The sequence below is a fragment of the Empedobacter sp. GD03797 genome (assembly GCF_029842105.1).
GTDB lineage: Bacteria > Bacteroidota > Bacteroidia > Flavobacteriales > Weeksellaceae > Empedobacter > Empedobacter falsenii_C.
In genome coordinates, this window is the sequence record NZ_JAOCFS010000001.1 from 40,693 (window position 1) to 59,352 (window position 18,660).

Below are 18,660 nucleotides of genomic sequence, written 5' to 3' on the forward strand. Positions count from 1 at the left end.
ATGGAAGAATTAGATATTATTTTAGAAACGGCTAAGGAGCAAATGCAGGGAACTGTAAGTCACTTAGAGGTTGCATTCGACAAATTAAGAGCAGGTAAAGCTACTCCTGCAATGTTAAGTTCAGTTCGTGTTGATTACTACGGAAGTTTATCTCCGTTAACTCAAATTGCAAATGTTAATACACCAGATGCAATGACATTGAGCATTCAACCATACGAGAGAAATTTAATTCACGAAATCGAAAAAGCAATCATTAATGCTAATTTAGGTTTTGCACCTTCTAACAATGGAGATACAATCATTATCAGTATTCCTCCAGTAACAGAAGAACGTCGTAAAGAGTTAGTGAAAATGGCCAAATCGGACATGGAAACTGCAAAAATTTCACTTCGTAATGCACGCCAAGATGCCAATAAAGCATTGAAAGCTGTAAAAGAAGCTTCTGAAGACATGGTGAAAGATTACGAAACACGTGTACAAGGATTAACAGACAAGTTTTCTAAGAAATTAGAAGAAGCTTTAACGAAAAAAGAAGCTGAAATCATGAAAGTTTAATCTTTCTTGAAAAAAAAATATTTTAAGGCAGCGTTTCGCTGCTTTTTTTATTTATTTGCATAATCAATTTCAAACGATGAAGAATTATATATTCCTGCTAAATTTCTGTATCTCAATTGCCACATTTGCTCAAATTAAAGTAAGAGTATTCGATGCTCAAGACGAATTTCGTTTAACAGGTGCAAACGTTTACAGCGATACCAAACAATTCCTTGGTCAAACCGACGAATTAGGAGAATTGGATATCAATGATTCTGTTCATTTTATTGATGTAATCAAAAACGGATATTTCTCAGAAAGTATTCAGACTGACGGTAAAAAGTTGGTCGAAATTATGATGAAACCTTCTTTCATTAGTTTGGACGAGGTTAGTTTTACGACAAATGATTCTGTTGGTCGTAATTTGATTATCAAAGCAATTCGCAATCAATCCAAAAATACAATCAGAAATGGCGGAAATATTTTCCTAAAATCATACACAAAATTTTGGAGTACCGTAAATAATGATTCGATTCCGTTTATCATTCAACCTCAAAATCACAAAGATTCTGTCAATAATCAATGGAAAAAATTGTTAGACAATAGTCATTTATTTTTGGGAGAACGTGCAATGGATCACAAAGTTTCGAAGCGTTTTGGACTAAAAAATATCGTTCAATCTTCTCGTATTTCTGGAATGCGTTCGCCTTTGTACGAATATTTGGCGATGCAACCAATTGCGTTCAATTTTGATCAAGATAAAATCAATTTTTTCTTCAAAGGAATTATTAATCCAGTAAGTCGCGAAGGTCTTTCGCATTACCGTTATGGTTTCAAAGAAGATATTTTTATTGATGGACGAAAAACGGCTGTTATTAGCTTTTTTCCATCAATCAAAACAGATAAAAGACAAATTAAAGGAACACTTTGGATTGATGATAGAACGTATGCTTTAATCAAAATTGAAGCAGAAAATACGATTTCAAATTATGTTGCCGAATTAGAAGCAGATTGGAAATTGAATAATGGAACTTGGATTCCAAATCAACAAAAATATCGCATGGAAGCTGGTAATTTCAAGATTACAGAGAAACTAGCTGATGATGATTTTATTGATAAAAAAGAAAAAATTTGGATTAATCTCGAAACAACTTTCAAGGATATTCAGAATCCAGCTCATTTCAAACGCAACGAATTTTTAGGTTACGAAGACGAAATTTCTTTTCAAAATATGAACGAAAAGAAATGGGACAATGTGATGGAAGATTATCGTGATTCGTCATTATCGAACAAAGAGCGAAATACATACACGACAATTGATAGTATTGGCGATAAATATAAGTTAGAACGTCAAATGAAATTGACGCGAATCATCAATTCTGGTGGAAAATTATCGTTAGGAAAAGTTGATTTAGATTTAACAAAAATCTTAGCGTTTAACGATTACGAAGGTTTTAGACTTGGTGCTGCGTTTAATACAAACGAAAATTGGAGCGATAAATATTCGTTGAATGCTTATTCGGCTTATGGTTTCAAAGATGAAACATTCAAGTTTGGATTTGGTGGAGATTATTATGTAAATAAACCTTATTCGGGTCGAATTTTTGCAAAATACTCGCAAGATGTTTCGGCTTCTGGGAAAACGCCAATTTTATTACAATCGAATTATACACGTCTAATTTCTGGAGCTTTTAGTAATATTTATAACCACGAATATTTTTCTTATAAACGTTATTCGTTTGGATATGAGCAAGATATTTTCAAGAATGTAACCTTTAATATCTCGGCAAATTACGAAAAACAACAAGCAGAATTTGATTATTCTTTCATGAATAATATTGGTTGGTACGATTTGTATAACACGCAATTAGCGATTCGTTTTGCGCCAAAAGACAAGTTTATCCGCACGCCTTACGGAAAAGTGACGGTGAATAGCGGGAAATCTGTTTTCTATGCAACACTGACGAAATATTGGGATATTTTCAATTCTGATTATGATCCGCTTCGTTTCAATGTTTCTTATTTTGATGTGTTTGATACGCGAGTTGGTAAAACAAATTTCAATGTAAATGCGGGTTGGGTCGAAGGAAAAATGCCGTTGATGAATTTGTACGAAGGACAAGGAAATGCAAAGCGAAATGATTTTTTGAATTTTGGAGTAGGAGGTTTAACGAATTTCGAAACAATGCGTCCAGGTGAATTTTATTCTGATCGATTTGTGTCATTTCAGTTGAAACATATTTTTGCTGGCGTTAAGGTTGGAAACAAAATTATTTTCCCACAATTCGTTTACCGTGGAGTTTTGGGTGATATGAAAGATAGAGCAGATCATCAAAATTTAGAGTTCAAAACCTTAAATCATTATTATCACGAAACAGGTGTTGAGGTAAATAATTTAATTTTCAAGACATTTGGATTGGGAGCATTTTACCGTTTAGGTGCTTATTCAGAAGAAAAATTCCAAGATAATTTCTATTTAAAATTAACTGTCAATTTGAATTTCTTGTAAAATGAAATTGACTTTTCTTATTCTATGTTTAATGATTATTTGTTCTTGTTCAACAAAAGTTAGAACCGAATTATCTGATGGAGAATATAAAATAGAACATTTTATAAATGATTCGATAAAACAAGGAAAATCTACAATTTATTTCAGTAATGGAAAGGTTCAACGTATTATTAATTACAGAAATAATGTGATAAATGGTAAAATGAAATTTTATCACAATAATGGTAATTTAGCAAGTAAGACTATTTTTAAAGATGGAATTGTAAAGGATAAATTTTATAATTTTCACCTAAATGGAAAACCTTATAATACTTATGTTTTCAAAGACAATAAATTATCAGATATAGAAAATTGTTTTGATGGCAATAGCAATAAATTAGATTGTGGAACTTTACATCAAGGAAATGGAACTATAAAACAATATGATTTGAGCGGAAAATTAATCGCTGTTGATTATATGAAAAACGGAAAATATCAAAAGACAGATTCGATTAATTAAACATTTGTTATGGATTTAAAAAATAGTATTCTAGTAAGAGTTTTAATTTCTGTTATACTATATTTTCTATTATTCTTGATATATTCTAAATTAGATGCATTATTTGCATATTTTATAATAGTTTTTTTAATTTCGGTAATAGATATTTTAGTATTGCTATTTAAAAAGAAATTTGAATTATTTTTGAGTATGTTGATTTGGTATTCTAGTTTACTTGGTATAGTTTATTCTTTAATTGATAATGGATATAGAATAGGCTTATAAAAATCACTTCAAAAAATAAACTAAAATTCTTTACATTTCATTGAAATTGTAAAGGATCTTTCAATTTTGTATAAATTGAATCACTAACTTTAAAATAATGTTTGACAAAGATTTTCGAAATATTAGAACCTATTTTGCTCCAAGTCAGCCATCAATAAAATATGGTGATAAATCTGTATGTTATTCTGAAATGTTACCAAATCCTATTTTACAGTCGTATATTTATTGTTACTGGGAATTAAAAACAATCGATAAATTAACAGAACCGTTTATTTATAGAGTTGTTGCAGATGGTTGTATTGATATTTATTTTGATCTCCATTTCTTGTCAGAATCTTATGTAATGGGATTTTGTAAAAAATATACAGAATTTCCTCTTGAAAATAGATTTCATTACATTGGTGTTAGATTTTTACCTTCAATGTTTACAAATTTATTTAAGATTAATGCTTCTTCACTTAGTAATCAATTTCAATTAGTAGAAAATGTATTACCTAAAATTTCAAATTTTATAAAGGAAAATTTTGATTCAAATTTCACAAATTATAAAATATGTAAACAATTAGATGATTTTTTTATTGATGAGTTAAATAAGATTGATATTGATTCTGATCAACGATTATATAAAAATCTTGAATTGATACTGAAGTCAAATGGCGTTCTATCTATCGAAGAGTCTGTTGATTTTGGAATTAGTAGAAGACAGTTAAGTCGATTATTTGAATATTATGTAGGAACAAATATCAAATCATTTTGTAAAGTTGTTCAGTTTCAAAATATATTAAGAGCAAAGCCTTCCAAACAAAGTCTACGACAGAGTAAACTTTTCTATGATTACGGATACTACGATCAATCGCATTTTATTAAAGATTTTAAGAATTTCTGTGGGGTAACGCCTTCAAAATTTTACAATCGATGATTGTCCATTTTTTACTATTTTAAACAAGTGATTTTCTTCAATTTTGATTTTAAATATAGTAGAGATGAGGAAATTAATCATAATCACAATTCTATTATTTGGTTCAATCAAAATAAATTGTCAAATCCCAAGAACTCAAACAATGAAATTAAATGCTGGAATTATAACAGAAAAATTAACAGAAACCAAAACGTTTTATACCGAAGTTTTAGATTTTGGAATTACGTTCGAAAATGAATTTTATCTTTTGCTTCATACGCCGGATAAAAGTAATGAGATTAGTTTTTTACTGCCTCACCACCCAAGTCAACAACCTCTTTTTCAATCAAAATTTGACGGAAAAGGTGTTTACCTTACAATTGAAGTTGATAATGTGGATGAGGTTTATCAAAGATTAAAAGCTAAAAATGTAGAAATAATAATTGTGTTGCGAGACGAACCATGGGGAGATCGACATTTTGCAATAAAAGATCCAAATGGAGTAGGAATTGATATTGTGACTTATTCACCTCAATAATCACTTCAAAAAATAAACTAAAATTAAAAATCCTTTACATTTTCATTGAAATTGTAAAGGATTTTTAGGTTGGTTGAAAAATATTCGCAAAAATTATGCCTATAATTTTTATAACTTTAAATAATAACTAAATTTGTAAGGATAAATTAAAGAATTATGCAATCGTACGGAATTAAAGCCTTATTAGAAAAAGGCAAGGATTTGTTGCTACAGGAAGTAGTTGTAAATGGATGGGTAAGATCGTTCAGAAGTAATCGTTTCATCGCGTTGAATGACGGTTCTACAATTAATAATATTCAAGTAGTAGTAGATTTCGAAAATTTTGACGAATCAATTATAAAACAAATTTCTACAGCAGCTTCTTTACAAGTAAAAGGAGAAGTAGTAGAAAGTGAAGGAGCAGGTCAAGATATTGAAATTGTTGCGAAAGAAATCAAAATTTTAGGAACTGCGCCATCTGATGATTTAAAAGGAACAATTTTACAACCAAAACAGCACAGCTTAGAGATTTTGCGTGAGCAAGCACATTTACGTTTCAGAACTAATGTTTTTGCTGCAACTATGCGTGTTCGTAATGCGTTAATGTTCGGAATTCACAAGTATTTCAACGAAAGTGGATTCGTTTACATCAACACGCCAATTATTACAGGATCTGATGCTGAAGGAGCAGGAGAGATGTTTCATATCACAAACTTGGATATGGAAAACTTGCCTAAAAACGAAGAAGGAAAAGTAGATTATACACAAGATTTCTTTGGTAAATCGACTAATTTAACGGTTTCTGGACAGTTAGAAGGAGAAACTGCAGCAATGGGATTAGGGAAAATTTACACATTTGGACCTACTTTCCGCGCAGAAAACTCGAATACTTCTCGTCACCTAGCTGAATTCTGGATGATTGAACCAGAAGTTGCGTTTTTCCGTTTAGATCAAAATATGGATTTGGCAGAAGATTTCATGAAATCTGTTATCACTTACGCAATGGAAACGTGTAAAGATGATTTGAAATTCTTAGCTGAACGTTTTGACAAAGAGCAAAAACAAAAACCAGAAGCAGAGCGTTCTGAATTAGGTTTAATTGAGCGTTTAGAATATGTTTTAAATAACAAATTTATTCGTTTAACTTATACAGAAGCAATTGATATCTTAAAAGATTCTAAACCAAATAAAAAAGGTAAATTCAAATATCCAATCGAAGGTTGGGGAGCAGATTTACAATCTGAACACGAACGTTATTTAGTTGAGAAACACTTCAAAACGCCAGTTATTTTATTTGATTATCCAGCAGAAATCAAAGCATTTTACATGCGTATGAATGATGATGGAAAAACAGTTCGTGCAATGGACGTTTTATTCCCTGGAATCGGAGAAATTATCGGAGGTTCTGAGCGTGAAGAACGTTTAGAAGTTTTAGATGAAAAAATGGAAAAATTCGGAATCGATAAAGAAGAATTATGGTGGTACCGCGACACAAGACGTTTCGGTTCTGTGCCACATTCAGGTTTCGGTTTAGGTTTAGAGCGTTTGGTATTATTTGTAACAGGAATGGGTAACATTCGTGACGTAATTCCTTTCCCTAGAACACCGAATAACGCTGAATTTTAATCAAAATATTTTTACGGATTTATGCTTAAAAATTGTAACTTTAAGCTAAATCCGTTTTTTATATAAGCCAAACCCAAAAATATGTTAAAGCAGGAATTAAATTTAAAATTACAACAAAAACTATCGCCACAACAAATCCAATTAATGAAGTTGGTTCAACTTCCTACGGTTGCTTTTGAACAACGCGTAAAGGAAGAGTTGGAAGAAAACCCTGCTTTGGATGATCAATCTTCTGAATATGATGAAGATTACGGAGGAGAGCAGGAAGAATGGGACAATCAGAGTGATGATTTTGGCGATGAGCAAGTGATTGATACAAGTGATATCAATATTGATGATTATTTGAGCGATGATGACATCCCAAATTATAAAACGTATACGAATAATTATAGTGATGATGACGAAGATAAATCTGTTCCTTACGCACAAGGAGAGAGTTTTATCGAGTTTTTGACATCACAATTATATACGAATCGATTAACTTCGGAACAATTTCAAATTGCTGAATTTATCTTAGGAAATATTGACGATGATGGTTATATGCGTCGTGATATTAAATCGTTGGTTGACGATTTAGCATTCTCGCAAAATATTTACACTTCGCCAGAAGAGGTTGAAAATTTGTTGATTAATTATATTCAACGAATGGATCCAGTTGGAGTAGGTGCGCGTGATTTGCAAGAATGTTTATTGATTCAATTAGAAAATAAAAATCAAACTGAAGCAGTAGAATTAGCCGAAAAATTAATTTCAGAATCGTTTGATGCATTTACGAAAAAGCATTATTCTAAATTGATGGCAAAATATGATGCGGATGATGACGAGTTGCGTGATGCAATTTCGGAGATTGAACGTTTGAATCCAAAACCAGGAAAATCATTTTCGAGTAGTAGTAAAATTGTAGAGCAAATAACGCCAGATTTTACAATTCATATCAACGATGGCGATTTAGAATTATCGTTAAATGGACGTAATGTACCAGAATTGAAAATTTCGAGTGCGTTTGCAGAAATGTTAGATACATATAAAAAAACCGAAAATAAATCGAATCAACAGAAAGAAGCTGTGATGTTTGTCAAACAAAAGTTAGATTCTGCGAAATGGTTTATTGATGCGGTTCAGCAACGTCGTAACACGCTTTTGTACACGATGGAAGCGATTATGAAATTTCAAAAAGAGTATTTCTTAACAGGAGATGAAACGAAAATTAAACCGATGATTTTGAAAGATATTTCAGACAGAATTGGAATGGATATTTCGACAGTTTCTCGTGTTGCGAATTCAAAATATGTCACAACACCTTACGGAACATTTTTGATTAAAGATTTGTTCTCAGAATCGTTAACAAATGATGAAGGTGAAGAAGTTTCAACGCGCGAAATCAAACGAATTTTGCAAGATGTAATTGCAGATGAAGATAAGCGTAAACCTTTGACAGATGAAAAATTAACTGAAATTTTAAAAGAAAAAGGTTATCCAATTGCTCGTCGTACAATTGCAAAATATCGTGAACAACTAAATATTCCAGTTGCGCGATTGAGAAAAGAAATCTAAAATTTTTAGACATATAATCAAACAAAAAAAGAGCTTTTTATAAAGCTCTTTTTTTGTTTTTACCCCAAGTTGTCATCCATTCAAAATAATCTTCTTTATATGAATTATCATTTAATTGCGTAATAATTTTTTGTTGTTTTTCTTTGTTCAAATCATCATCAATCACAGAAAAATTTAAGAAAATATCTTTACCGATTAATTTTGAAAAGAAATTTTCATTCTTTAATTCTTCTAAAACTTCGATACATTTTTCATTAATTTTATTCTGAAATTGATAAAACCAATCTTCGTCATCGTCGTGTTTATCAACTATTTCTTTGCATATTTGATTGATTTCTTGAAAAGAATTTTCAGCTCCTAAATAATCATATTTCCATTCAGAAGGCTCGTATTTGTAGTAACAAAAATCGTCTTCATCCGAAACTTTTTCTAAATGTTCTACAGAATTTGCCGAAGGATGAATAGCTATTTTCGAGTCGTTATTGCACAAGGCAAAAGCGTAAAGGTCTTGGGAAGGATTTTCGTTATAAATTTTCAAAAAGGCTTGTTTGGTTGATTGCACTAATTTGTTTTTTAATTCATTAAAATCCATTCATTTATATTTTTTTAATCGTTTAAAATTATTTTTTTGAAATGTAGTAAAATTCTTTAAATATTAAATCATTGTTAATTTATTTTTTAAAGACAAATTCAATTATTATTCATTTTCTATGTAACTTTTCTACAATTCACACGTCATTATAGTAAACAAACCTAATATGTCTAAATTATATATACCAATTTTATTATTTGCCTCGACCTCGATTTTTGCGCAACAACAATATAAAGGAAGCTTGCAATATGCGAATCAAACGTCTGTTAGTTTGGCTGATGTGATTATTCTGAAAGATGATCAAATTATTGATGAAATTTCAACTGATGATAAAGGAAATTTTGTGGTCGAATTACCCGAAGGAAATTATACGTTTCGAATAGAAGAAGCTGGAGTTTTACTTTATACTCAAACGATTTTATGTGGACAAAATCAAGATTTAGGCGTAATAATTCTTCCAAAAACTGAAAACATTACATTAACTGAAACAGTTGTAAAAAGTCAAAAAAAATTAATTGAAAAGAAAGTTGATCGACTTGTTTTTAATGCAGATTTAGCAGAAGGAGCAAAAGGTGGAGATGCGTTAGATTTGCTAAAATTGGCGCCTCGTGTGAAGGTTGATAATGATGTTGTTTCGATAATTGGTAAAAGTAATTTGCGTGTGATGGTGGACGATCGTTTGTTGGAAATGTCTGGTGATCAATTGACAAATTATTTAAAAACACTTCGTGCAGATGATATCGAGAAAATAGAAGTAATTACAAATCCGCCAGCGAAATATCAAGCAATAGGAAATAGTGGAATTCTCAATATTGTATTAAAATCTGGTAAAAAAGACTCGTGGAATGGGAGTTTGTCGTCATCATTGCAACATTATAACAAACCATATTGGAACAATAGTGCATCGTTTAATTATCGAAAAAATAAATGGACATTAGTCTCTAATATTTTTGGAGGTTTTGGTGAATATGACGGAATTGGACAATCGGATATTTATTTTACAAAAACCAATGAAGTTTGGACCGAAAGAGAAAAAAATAGTGGTAAAAATAGAAATATTGGCGGAAAATTAGGGTTGGATTATAAAATTTCGGAGAAATTGACGACTGGTTTTACGGTTGATTTATATGCTGGAAATCGAAAAGGAACTGGTGGTACGAAAACAATGATAAATAGTTTGGATAAGAACGAATTGTTGAGTTATATTTTGAATGATCGAAATGGGAGCAAAGGAAACACGAAATACAATACTTTAAATTATCACGTGATTTATAAAATGGATACCATCGGAAAAAAACTGACATTTGATTTTGATTGGGTAAATTTTAATAACAACAATACAAGTGTAACTTCTAATCGATTTTTTGACTCAAATAATGTTGAGAATACAGCAGAATATCAAGGAAATAAAAGTTTGTCCGATCAAAAAGCAAACAATTATAGTTTGAATATTGATATGGAACATCCCGTTAATACTTGGAAACTAAATTATGGTGGACGTTATAGTTGGACTAAAAATAATAGCGATAATTTATTTTACAATACTTCGTCTGGTTCACCTGTTTATGATGAAAAGTTGAGTAATGGTTTTTATTATGACGAAAATATTTTAGCTTTTTATGCGAGTATCGAAAAAGATATTTCAGAAAAATGGTCTGCAAAAGTTGGTTTGAGATACGAAAATACAGATGCAAAAGGTTTTTCTCCGCAAGAAAATCAACATGATACCTATAAATATGATGGGCTATTCCCAACGGCTTATTTGATGTATAAACCAGCTGAAAATCATTCATTAAGTGTAAATGTTGGGCGCCGTATTGATCGACCTTTTATGGGACAATTGAATCCGTTTCGTACCATTTATTCTCCTTATTCTTTTGCCGAAGGAAACCCGAAGTTAAAACCTTCTTATTCGTATAATTATGAGTTGGAATATGCATACAAAGATTTGGCAGTTACAACATTATATTACAGAAATTCTACGGATGAAATCAATCAAATTGTAGTTGTAAATCCAACAGAAAATACACAAAATTGGATTCCATATAATTATGCTGATTCGGAGAGTTTTGGGATTAGTGAAAATCTAAATTTCAAGCTTGTAAAATGGTGGAAAGTCAATGGAGCGATTGATTTGTATTACAAAAAAACGAAAGGAATAATCCCTGAATACAATTATGTATTGGATGGATTTAATGGAGAATTTCGTTTGACAAATAATTTAGAATTGAATAAATCGAAAACATTATTATTTAATCATACCACAAATTATACAACAAAAACGATTGATGCCATGTCAAGAAGTCGCGCTAATTGGAGTACAGCTTTTGGTTTGAGAGCGTTATTTTTGGATAAAAAATTCGAAGTTTCGTTTAATGTGAATAATGTATTTAAAGATAGAGCTTGGCAAGATGAAAGCTTTAGTAACGATACAAAATTTGTTTATACAGGACAATCTGCTCGCTATTATCGCGTTGGAATTCGATACAATTTCGGAAAATCATTTACAATAGAACAATCAAAAAGTAGTTCAGAAAAAGGAAGACTGTAAATTGTTAAAAACAAACCCCAATATTGATTAAAATATTGAGGTTTGTTTTTTTTATAATTTTTTCTTTGAGATTCTATTTTTTTTCTTTTATTTTGTAACCAATGTCTAATGTTGTATAATTTGGTTATGAGTGAGTATTTAACTATTTCAGAAACAGCGAAATTACTTAATAAAAGTACAAAAACACTTCGTCGTTGGGATGAAGAAGGGAAGTTATCGGCTGTTCGAGAACCTATAAGTAATTATAGAGTTTATAGGAGAAGAGATGTAGAGACGTTGTTTGCTGAATTTTTGCAGACAGATATTGAAGAAACTGTTTCAAATTTTGTAAAGCCAACGCAAGATTTTCATGTCTTAGAATTATTTGCTGGAGCTGGAGGTTTGGCAATTGGTATGGAAAAAGCAGGGTTGAAATGTGTTGCATTAAATGAAATTGATAAACACGCTTGCGAAACTCTAAGAAAAAATAGACCAAATTGGAATGTCTTAGAAGGTGATATTAAGAATTTTAATTTTTCTGAATATTATAATAAAGTTGATGTTGTAACAGGAGGATTTCCTTGTCAAGCTTTTAGTTACGCAGGAAAAAGACTTGGTTTAGAAGATGCAAGAGGAACTTTATTTTATGAATTTGCAAGAGCTGTAAAAGAAGTTAATCCACCTATTTGCATTGGAGAAAACGTAAAAGGTTTATTGAATCATGATAATGGTAATACTTTACGTGGAATGATTTCAATTTTAGATGAAATTGGGTATAAAGTAGTTCCAGTAGAGGTTTTGAAAGCAATTAATTATAATGTTCCACAAAAAAGAGAACGATTAATTTTAGTAGGAATTCGCAAAGATATTCCAATAGATTATCACTATCCAACGCCGTACAAAAAAATATATAATCTTTCTGATGCGTTGAAAAAAGGAGAATTGTTCGATTGTAATGTTCCGAAATCTACTGGAGCTAAATATCCTGAAAGCAAGAAAAGTGTATTAGATTTAGTTCCTCCAAAAGGCTATTGGAGAGATTTACCTCTTGATATTCAGAAAGAATTTATGGGAGCAAGTTTTTATTTAGGCGGAGGAAAAACAGGAATGGCAAGAAGAATAGGCTGGGACGAACCTTGTTTAACGCTAACATGTAGCCCTGCTCAAAAGCAAACAGAGCGTTGCCATCCAGATGAAACTCGTCCTTTTACAGTAAGAGAATATGCTCGTATTCAGACTTTTCCTGATGAATGGGAATTTTCTGGACCTATGGCTCAACAATATAAGCAAATCGGTAATGCTGTTCCTGTTAATTTAGGAAAAGAGGTTGGTTACTCTATAATTAATTTTCTTAATCAATATTATAGTTTGTCAAAACCTGAATAATAAGAATAATTATCAAAGGAAATTTGATCAAGAATAGAACGTTTTGAATTTTCGGTTTCTGAAGTAATTTCTTCTAAAGCCGAATTTTCATTTTCGTTTTGTTCTTTTTTTGTGGTTTCTAAAAAATCATTTATTGCAATTGGAAGTGCTTTATAAAGTTGATAGAAAGCATCTTCTTCTCCAGTTAATAAAGCATAAAATTGATCTCCAGAGATTTTAAAAACCCTCGAATGACTATATTCTTTACCATTAATTTCACCTTTCCAATTTTCGTTAAAACTATTTTTCGCTAAAATCTGAACCCAATAACATTTAGCTTTCTTGTAATCATCAGCATATCGAGCCAATTTTTGAAAAAGAGCTTCCGCAGAACTACTATTCATTGTATTATGTTTATTTTTGATATCTGCAAAAAGTGTATCATCATTTGCTTTTATATCAAAACCACTTAAATTTCCAACTTCAAAGCCTTTTATACCTCCTAAAATTTGTTCATGAAAAGTTCCGATAGAATTATTAATAGACTTATCTATTTGTCTAAGAATTTCTGATTGAATTAAATCTTCTTCATCAATGTTATTGAATTTAGAATCAAAGGTTAGTTTAATTGTATCAACTTTATTTGTATAAAAACTTTTTTTAGAAATTTTGCTTTTAGCCTTTTGATAAGATTTATATAAATTTTCAATGCAATTTAATAAATGCTCATCTGAAATAAAGTTTACATATTTATTTTTCATTACCAGTATTGTATAATATTGCTAAGTTAGAATAATTATTCGATTATATAAAAATGTAATTATGCTTTACTTCTTTTCCATTTTATAGAACAATAAAATAACGAAACTAATCGCAAATGAAACGCCCATTGCAAGAGCCGAAGCTTTCATTCCGCCAGAATATTCAATCAATAATCCATAAATAACTAAACCTAAAAATAAGGCAAATTTTTCGAACACATCATAAAAACTAAAATAGGTTGTTGTGTCTTCTGTTTCTGGTAATAATTTGGCGTATGTAGAACGTGATAAAGCTTGCAAACCTCCCATTACAAGACCAACCATTGCAGCCATTACGTAAAATTGAGTTTTTACATTAGGATCATTTTTATTAATTAAATAACCAATAATACATGTAATAATCCAGATAAAAATACCGATTAATAAAGTTTTCTTATTTCCTATTTTTCCTGATAGAAAAGAGAATAACCATGCACCTAAAACAGCTTCAATTTGAATTAATAAAATGGTCATAATCAATTCTGAAGATTCCATTCCTATTTCTGAACTTCCAAACATTGCCGCCATCAAAAAGATAGTTTGCATTGCTAAACTGTAAAAGAAAAATCCAGCCAAAAAAACACGAATATTTTTGTATTGATTAAGATCTTTGAAGGTATGTTTTAAATTTCTAAAACTCGATTTGATGATATCTTTTGGAATTTCGCGATCATATTTGTGGTTTGGTAATTTACTTAATGCAATTTGTCCAAATCCTAACCACCAAATTCCTGTTAATAAGAAACTTATTCGAGTAAACATTGCTTGTTGTTCTTCTGGGGCGAATTGTATCATTGCCAAACAAATCGTCAATAAAATGACAGAACCAATATAACCAAACATATAACCTTGAGCCGAAACTTTGTCCATTTTTTCGTCTGAGACAATTTCTGGTAAATAGGCGTTGTAAAAAACTAAACTTCCCCAAAAACCTATGCTTGCAGTGATATTGAGTAATAAAGCTAACCAAACTAAATCGCTTGATGTAAAGAAAAACATTCCGATGCATGAGAAAGATCCTAAATAGCAAAAAAAGCGAAGAAATTTTATTTTATTTCCGATTAAATCTGCAATTGAAGATAAAACAGGCGACAAAACAATCACAAAAAAGAAAGCAATTGCCAATGAAAAATTGAATGCGGACTCTGGTAATAATCCTAAAAATTTAATTGGGTGATCGTTCGCATCATAGGTCATTAAAGTATAATAAACCGGAAAAATAGCAGAGGCAATAACTAAAGAATGAACAGAATTTGCCCAGTCGTAAGAAATCCAAGCTCGTATTAGTTTGGGATTATCTTTTGTATTCATAAATTTTTTATAGTAATGTTGGTTAAACTTAAGAATAATTTATCAAAAATAATGTTTCGTAAAAATTAATTGTTCAATCTTCTATTCTTTCAGTTCAAATTTGGTCAGTTTATTGTCTTTGTAACAATAAAACTCATAACTATCTTCTCCAATTTTGAATACTTTTTCGAGATGGATTTTATCGTAATTAGGTAAAATTTCATTGTATTTTTTCAATAATTTTTCAGGTAATTCATTCGGTTGAATTGGACGTTCAATCTCAAATTCACCATCTAACGAATATTCCATCACAAAATCGCTGTTTCGCCATTTCAAAGTTGTTTCATTTTCGTCACCTTTACTTGTTGTTGTAAGTTGTACCTTATCTTCTTGAATGATTTTTTGAGAACTTGTATAAAAAAGTGTAATTCCAGAAATAACCATTGCCGCATAGCCAACTTTTCTGAAAATAAAATCGCTAAAATAAGGTAAAATATATTTGACCGTATAAGAAGAAATAATTGAAGCAACTGCAATCGTCAACCCAAGTAATAAAGCGTTTTTTGAGTATAAACCAAGAACAATATAAATGATTAGTTTTATGATATGAAGTATAATTTCGTTGGCAGCTCGTGTTGCAATAATTTCTTCTTTTGTTAAACCATATTTCAAATAAAATCTGTTGAACAATAAACCAATTGCACCTGTTATTCCAGATACAAATCCAGCTAAAAAACCAACAATAGCTAAAATATATTTTGGCGAAGGTTTTTCTTCATTATCTTGTTGTTTTTTGTTTAGAAATAATTGTGGAACATTTGAAATTAATAATACAGCAACAATAATTTGCAAATAAATTGGGTTGATAAATTTGATTAAATAAGCACCCATTAAAACTGCTGGAATTGAAAATGGCACAAACCAAAAGAAGATTTTCCAATGTACAGATTTTCTGAAAGCCGCTATTCGAGAGGCAGAACTTGTAAATGTTCCGATTGTTAATGAAAAAGGGACTAGAGAAGTTGGAATAATAAGATTGAGGATTGGAATTAAGATTAAACTTGCGCCACCGCCACAAATTGCACTTATCCAAAATGCTAAAATTGCTCCAATAAATAGGAGAAAAATAGTAAAAATCATGATCAGAAATTTTATTCTGACACAAAATTAGGACGATGATTTTAGAAATAAATGCTTAAAGACTCATCTTAAGTAAAACTTAAGAATAGGCAAATCTTAATTGAAAAAGATGATTTTTTGGATAAATTGTTTGCGAAATCTGTTGAAAATTATTTTTTAATAAAGCTTTAGACGAGGCGATATTTTCTTTTTTTACCCAAGCTTCAATCAGCATATATTTTCTCGATTTCAATTCTTTCGAAATCAGATTGATAATTCGTGTTGCATAACCTTTGTTCCAAAATTGTTCATCAATCGAATAGCCAATAATCGCTTTGTCGTGCACAGGTTGAAACATTACAGTACCAATCAGGGTTTCAGAAGATTTTTCGATAACAGCAAAACGAAATTCATATCCAGAATTCTTTTTTTCTTTATCTCTTTCCAGCATTTTGTACGAATCTTCGATCGTTTTCATTGGTGTGGTTTCGCGATATTTCATGGCTTCAGCATTCGAATAAATTTCGAAAAGTCGTGTCACATCAGTATCCAAAAGCTCTCTGAAATAAATTAATTCGTCTTCCATATTTTGGTTTTAAGAATTTGCTTGACGTTCTAATTTTTCAATCAATAAAGCTTTTGCATTTGTTAACGCATAATCTTTTGCTTCGGCAAATGAAACGTTATATTGTCGTTTAAGCGATTGAATATCTTTTGGTAAATCGTTTAAAAGTTTGTCGTAATAAACATCTAACATTTCGGAAGTTGGCATTTTGAAATCAATTTTTAACTGAAACCTTCTCAACAATGCGACATCAATAATATGCGGGTGATTTGTTGCGGCAATTAACAATGAATTCTGTGGTAAATAATCAATTAATTGAATTACCGTGTTCACCAAACGACGCATTTCGCCAACATCTTTGTCGTCATTTCCACGCGCTTTTCCAATTTGGTCAAACTCATCCAAAAATAGAATTGCTTTTTCACGAGCAGCTTTATCAAAAAGCATTCGAATATTTTGTGAAGTTTCACCGATTCTTGACGAAACAATATTACTTAAATTCAGAATCAATATAGGTTTTCCGATTTCATTTGCAATTGCTTTTGCAGTTGTTGTTTTTCCACAACCCGAAAATCCATGCAACAAAATTTTATTATTGACAGGCAAATTATATTTACTCAATTCCTCTATATATCGATGTTCTTTGATAAGTTGTTTTACTTGAGCAAGATTTTGATCATCCAAAAAAACATCATTCAAAGAAATTTCTTCCTTATCGTCAACAATTAAATCGTAAATATTCATATCAATTTTACTTCAAGACTCAAAATTAAACTATTTTAATCCGAAAGCCGATTTTTAGCAAAAAAAAAGCTTCAGATTTCTGAAGCTAAAATTTTAAACCATCATATGAGAACTGATCGCAATTCTATTCCAAGCATTAATCGTGGTAATTGCAATAACGATAATCGCAATATAATTTTCAGAAAAAAGTGTCAATGCTTTTTGATACGTTTCTTCTGATAAACCATGTTGACTAATATTTGTAATTTCTTCGGTCATCGCCAATATTACACGTTCTTCTTCTGTAAAAAGTGTCGTTTCTCGCCACGCATTCAACAAAAAAATACGTTGATTTGTTTCGCCTAATTTCATCGCATCTTTGGTGTGCATATTAATACAAAAAGCGCAACCATTGATTTGTGAAGCTCTAATTTTAATAAGTTCTAAATGCAATTTGTCTAATTCAGAATTTGCTAAAAAATTCTCTAAACCATACATCGCTTCGTAAGCTTTTGGTTCTAATTTTTGAATGTTTAATCGTGATTTCATTTCTTAATTTTTAACAAAGTTCGTCGATTATTTATTCAATAAAATTAAGCTGGTTTAAGAAAACTCTTTCTTTCGGATTTCGCTTAAATATTCGGGTGTGAAACCTAAATAAGAAGCCAATAAATATTGCGGAACACGTTGTAAAAACTCAGGAAAATTTTTCTTGAAATGAAGATAAAACTCCTCTTTCGAAAACTCTTTCAAATATTTGGAACGCATTTGAGCAGCAGCATTTGCTTTTTGATAAATTTGTTTGAAATATGAATTGAAAATAGGATGTTTTTCACATAAAATTTCTTCATTCGTTTTACTCATTTTTATAATGATAGAATTTTCTACTGCTTGAATATAAAACTCCGAATTTTGCTGATTAATGTAAGAAAACAAATCTGTCAACCACCAATTTTCGATAGCAAAATCAATGGTTTGTTCTACACCTTTTTGATTGATGAAAAATGATCGAATACATCCAGAAACAATAAAATAATTATATGTACTAATTGTTCCTGCTCTTTGAATCATTTCTTTTTTCTTCACCGAAAACTCTTCAAAATATTGGACTGAATCAAGAAATTCTTCTTCAGAAATTGAAGTGAAAATTTGCATATGTTTCTTTAACTGATTAAAAGAATTTTCCATTTTATAGTCTTAATGTATTCCTCTTTAAAATTAATGATTAGTTTCCGAAAGAACTTAATTTAGTTCAAAATTAATCAGAATTATAGT

At 30.4% G+C, this 18,660-nt stretch carries 17 protein-coding genes; 9 read left to right on the top strand and 8 right to left on the bottom strand.

What is annotated here, in order from left to right; translation table 11 throughout:
• The 7 genes from frr (at position 1) to rpoN (ending at position 8,401) form a co-directional block, all read left to right on the top strand.
• On the top strand, positions 1 to 555 hold the full coding sequence (gene frr / locus N5D90_RS00290; protein ID WP_115000990.1) for a ribosome recycling factor: 555 nt from the start codon (positions 1 to 3) through the stop codon (positions 553 to 555).
• A gap of 76 nt (positions 556 to 631) precedes the next feature.
• The gene (locus tag N5D90_RS00295; RefSeq protein WP_280061165.1) at positions 632 to 3,043 is read left to right on the top strand and encodes a DUF5686 family protein; all 2,412 of its coding nucleotides are present in this window, start codon (positions 632 to 634) and stop codon (positions 3,041 to 3,043) included.
• A 1-nt stretch (position 3,044) separates the two neighbouring features.
• Positions 3,045 to 3,542 (top strand): hypothetical protein, encoded by a 498-nt coding sequence (locus tag N5D90_RS00300; protein ID WP_280061166.1) that lies wholly within the window; start codon positions 3,045 to 3,047, stop codon positions 3,540 to 3,542.
• Between the two features lie 361 nt (positions 3,543 to 3,903).
• Positions 3,904 to 4,725: a helix-turn-helix domain-containing protein gene (locus N5D90_RS00305; RefSeq protein ID WP_280061167.1), complete on the top strand. Its 822-nt coding sequence runs from the start codon at positions 3,904 to 3,906 to the stop codon at positions 4,723 to 4,725.
• Positions 4,726 to 4,867: 142 nt separating this feature from the next.
• The gene (locus N5D90_RS00310) at positions 4,868 to 5,242 is read left to right on the top strand and encodes a VOC family protein (protein WP_280061168.1); all 375 of its coding nucleotides are present in this window, start codon (positions 4,868 to 4,870) and stop codon (positions 5,240 to 5,242) included.
• A 156-nt stretch (positions 5,243 to 5,398) separates the two neighbouring features.
• A complete protein-coding gene (gene asnS / locus N5D90_RS00315) occupies positions 5,399 to 6,847 on the top strand; it encodes an asparagine--tRNA ligase (RefSeq protein WP_115000982.1) in 1,449 nt (482 codons plus the stop codon).
• 81 nt (positions 6,848 to 6,928) lie between these two features.
• A complete protein-coding gene (gene rpoN / locus N5D90_RS00320) occupies positions 6,929 to 8,401 on the top strand; it encodes an RNA polymerase factor sigma-54 (protein ID WP_115000980.1) in 1,473 nt (490 codons plus the stop codon).
• Positions 8,402 to 8,438: 37 nt separating this feature from the next.
• On the opposite strand, the gene N5D90_RS00325 is transcribed toward rpoN, so the two are convergent.
• Positions 8,439 to 8,993 (bottom strand): DUF4303 domain-containing protein, encoded by a 555-nt coding sequence (locus N5D90_RS00325; protein WP_280061169.1) that lies wholly within the window; start codon positions 8,991 to 8,993, stop codon positions 8,439 to 8,441.
• Positions 8,994 to 9,159: 166 nt separating this feature from the next.
• On the opposite strand from N5D90_RS00325, the gene N5D90_RS00330 reads away from it, so the two are divergent.
• Both N5D90_RS00330 and dcm read left to right on the top strand, forming a co-directional pair.
• Entirely contained in the window at positions 9,160 to 11,544 is a 2,385-nt protein-coding gene (locus N5D90_RS00330; RefSeq protein ID WP_280061170.1) for an outer membrane beta-barrel family protein, read from the top strand.
• 108 nt (positions 11,545 to 11,652) lie between these two features.
• Positions 11,653 to 12,909 (top strand): DNA (cytosine-5-)-methyltransferase, encoded by a 1,257-nt coding sequence (gene dcm, locus N5D90_RS00335; RefSeq protein ID WP_407932330.1) that lies wholly within the window; start codon positions 11,653 to 11,655, stop codon positions 12,907 to 12,909.
• On the opposite strand, the gene N5D90_RS00340 is transcribed toward dcm, so the two are convergent.
• From N5D90_RS00340 to N5D90_RS00370, 7 genes are all read right to left on the bottom strand, one after another.
• Entirely contained in the window at positions 12,885 to 13,649 is a 765-nt protein-coding gene (locus tag N5D90_RS00340) for an Eco47II family restriction endonuclease (protein ID WP_280061171.1), read from the bottom strand. The two genes, dcm and N5D90_RS00340, sit on opposite strands and share 25 nt — an antisense overlap.
• Before the next feature lie 66 nt (positions 13,650 to 13,715).
• On the bottom strand, positions 13,716 to 14,999 hold the full coding sequence (locus N5D90_RS00345) for an MFS transporter (protein WP_280061172.1): 1,284 nt from the start codon (positions 14,997 to 14,999) through the stop codon (positions 13,716 to 13,718).
• An 81-nt stretch (positions 15,000 to 15,080) separates the two neighbouring features.
• A complete protein-coding gene (locus N5D90_RS00350; RefSeq protein ID WP_038335887.1) occupies positions 15,081 to 16,118 on the bottom strand; it encodes a sulfite exporter TauE/SafE family protein in 1,038 nt (345 codons plus the stop codon).
• Between the two features lie 79 nt (positions 16,119 to 16,197).
• Positions 16,198 to 16,683: a GNAT family N-acetyltransferase gene (locus tag N5D90_RS00355; protein WP_280061173.1), complete on the bottom strand. Its 486-nt coding sequence runs from the start codon at positions 16,681 to 16,683 to the stop codon at positions 16,198 to 16,200.
• Positions 16,684 to 16,692: 9 nt separating this feature from the next.
• Positions 16,693 to 17,406, bottom strand: a complete 714-nt coding sequence (locus N5D90_RS00360; protein ID WP_280051170.1) for an AAA family ATPase — start codon at positions 17,404 to 17,406, stop codon at positions 16,693 to 16,695.
• 93 nt (positions 17,407 to 17,499) lie between these two features.
• The gene (locus N5D90_RS00365; protein ID WP_280061174.1) at positions 17,500 to 17,934 is read right to left on the bottom strand and encodes a carboxymuconolactone decarboxylase family protein; all 435 of its coding nucleotides are present in this window, start codon (positions 17,932 to 17,934) and stop codon (positions 17,500 to 17,502) included.
• A gap of 54 nt (positions 17,935 to 17,988) precedes the next feature.
• Positions 17,989 to 18,573, bottom strand: a complete 585-nt coding sequence (locus tag N5D90_RS00370) for a Crp/Fnr family transcriptional regulator (RefSeq protein ID WP_280061175.1) — start codon at positions 18,571 to 18,573, stop codon at positions 17,989 to 17,991.
• Positions 18,574 to 18,660 lie beyond the last annotated feature (87 nt).

Bases quoted from the DNA above. Each gene is read 5' to 3' on its own strand.
- frr (WP_115000990.1), top strand. From the start codon at position 1: ATGGAAGAATTAGATATTATTTTAGAAACGGCTAAGGAGCAAATGCAG.
- N5D90_RS00295 (WP_280061165.1), top strand. From the start codon at position 632: ATGAAGAATTATATATTCCTGCTAAATTTCTGTATCTCAATTGCCACA.
- N5D90_RS00300 (WP_280061166.1), top strand. From the start codon at position 3,045: ATGAAATTGACTTTTCTTATTCTATGTTTAATGATTATTTGTTCTTGT.
- N5D90_RS00305 (WP_280061167.1), top strand. From the start codon at position 3,904: ATGTTTGACAAAGATTTTCGAAATATTAGAACCTATTTTGCTCCAAGT.
- N5D90_RS00310 (WP_280061168.1), top strand. From the start codon at position 4,868: ATGAAATTAAATGCTGGAATTATAACAGAAAAATTAACAGAAACCAAA.
- asnS (WP_115000982.1), top strand. From the start codon at position 5,399: ATGCAATCGTACGGAATTAAAGCCTTATTAGAAAAAGGCAAGGATTTG.
- rpoN (WP_115000980.1), top strand. From the start codon at position 6,929: ATGTTAAAGCAGGAATTAAATTTAAAATTACAACAAAAACTATCGCCA.
- N5D90_RS00325 (WP_280061169.1), bottom strand. From the start codon at position 8,993: ATGGATTTTAATGAATTAAAAAACAAATTAGTGCAATCAACCAAACAA.
- N5D90_RS00330 (WP_280061170.1), top strand. From the start codon at position 9,160: ATGTCTAAATTATATATACCAATTTTATTATTTGCCTCGACCTCGATT.
- dcm (WP_407932330.1), top strand. From the start codon at position 11,653: ATGTTGTATAATTTGGTTATGAGTGAGTATTTAACTATTTCAGAAACA.
- N5D90_RS00340 (WP_280061171.1), bottom strand. From the start codon at position 13,649: ATGAAAAATAAATATGTAAACTTTATTTCAGATGAGCATTTATTAAAT.
- N5D90_RS00345 (WP_280061172.1), bottom strand. From the start codon at position 14,999: ATGAATACAAAAGATAATCCCAAACTAATACGAGCTTGGATTTCTTAC.
- N5D90_RS00350 (WP_038335887.1), bottom strand. From the start codon at position 16,118: ATGATTTTTACTATTTTTCTCCTATTTATTGGAGCAATTTTAGCATTT.
- N5D90_RS00355 (WP_280061173.1), bottom strand. From the start codon at position 16,683: ATGGAAGACGAATTAATTTATTTCAGAGAGCTTTTGGATACTGATGTG.
- N5D90_RS00360 (WP_280051170.1), bottom strand. From the start codon at position 17,406: ATGAATATTTACGATTTAATTGTTGACGATAAGGAAGAAATTTCTTTG.
- N5D90_RS00365 (WP_280061174.1), bottom strand. From the start codon at position 17,934: ATGAAATCACGATTAAACATTCAAAAATTAGAACCAAAAGCTTACGAA.
- N5D90_RS00370 (WP_280061175.1), bottom strand. From the start codon at position 18,573: ATGGAAAATTCTTTTAATCAGTTAAAGAAACATATGCAAATTTTCACT.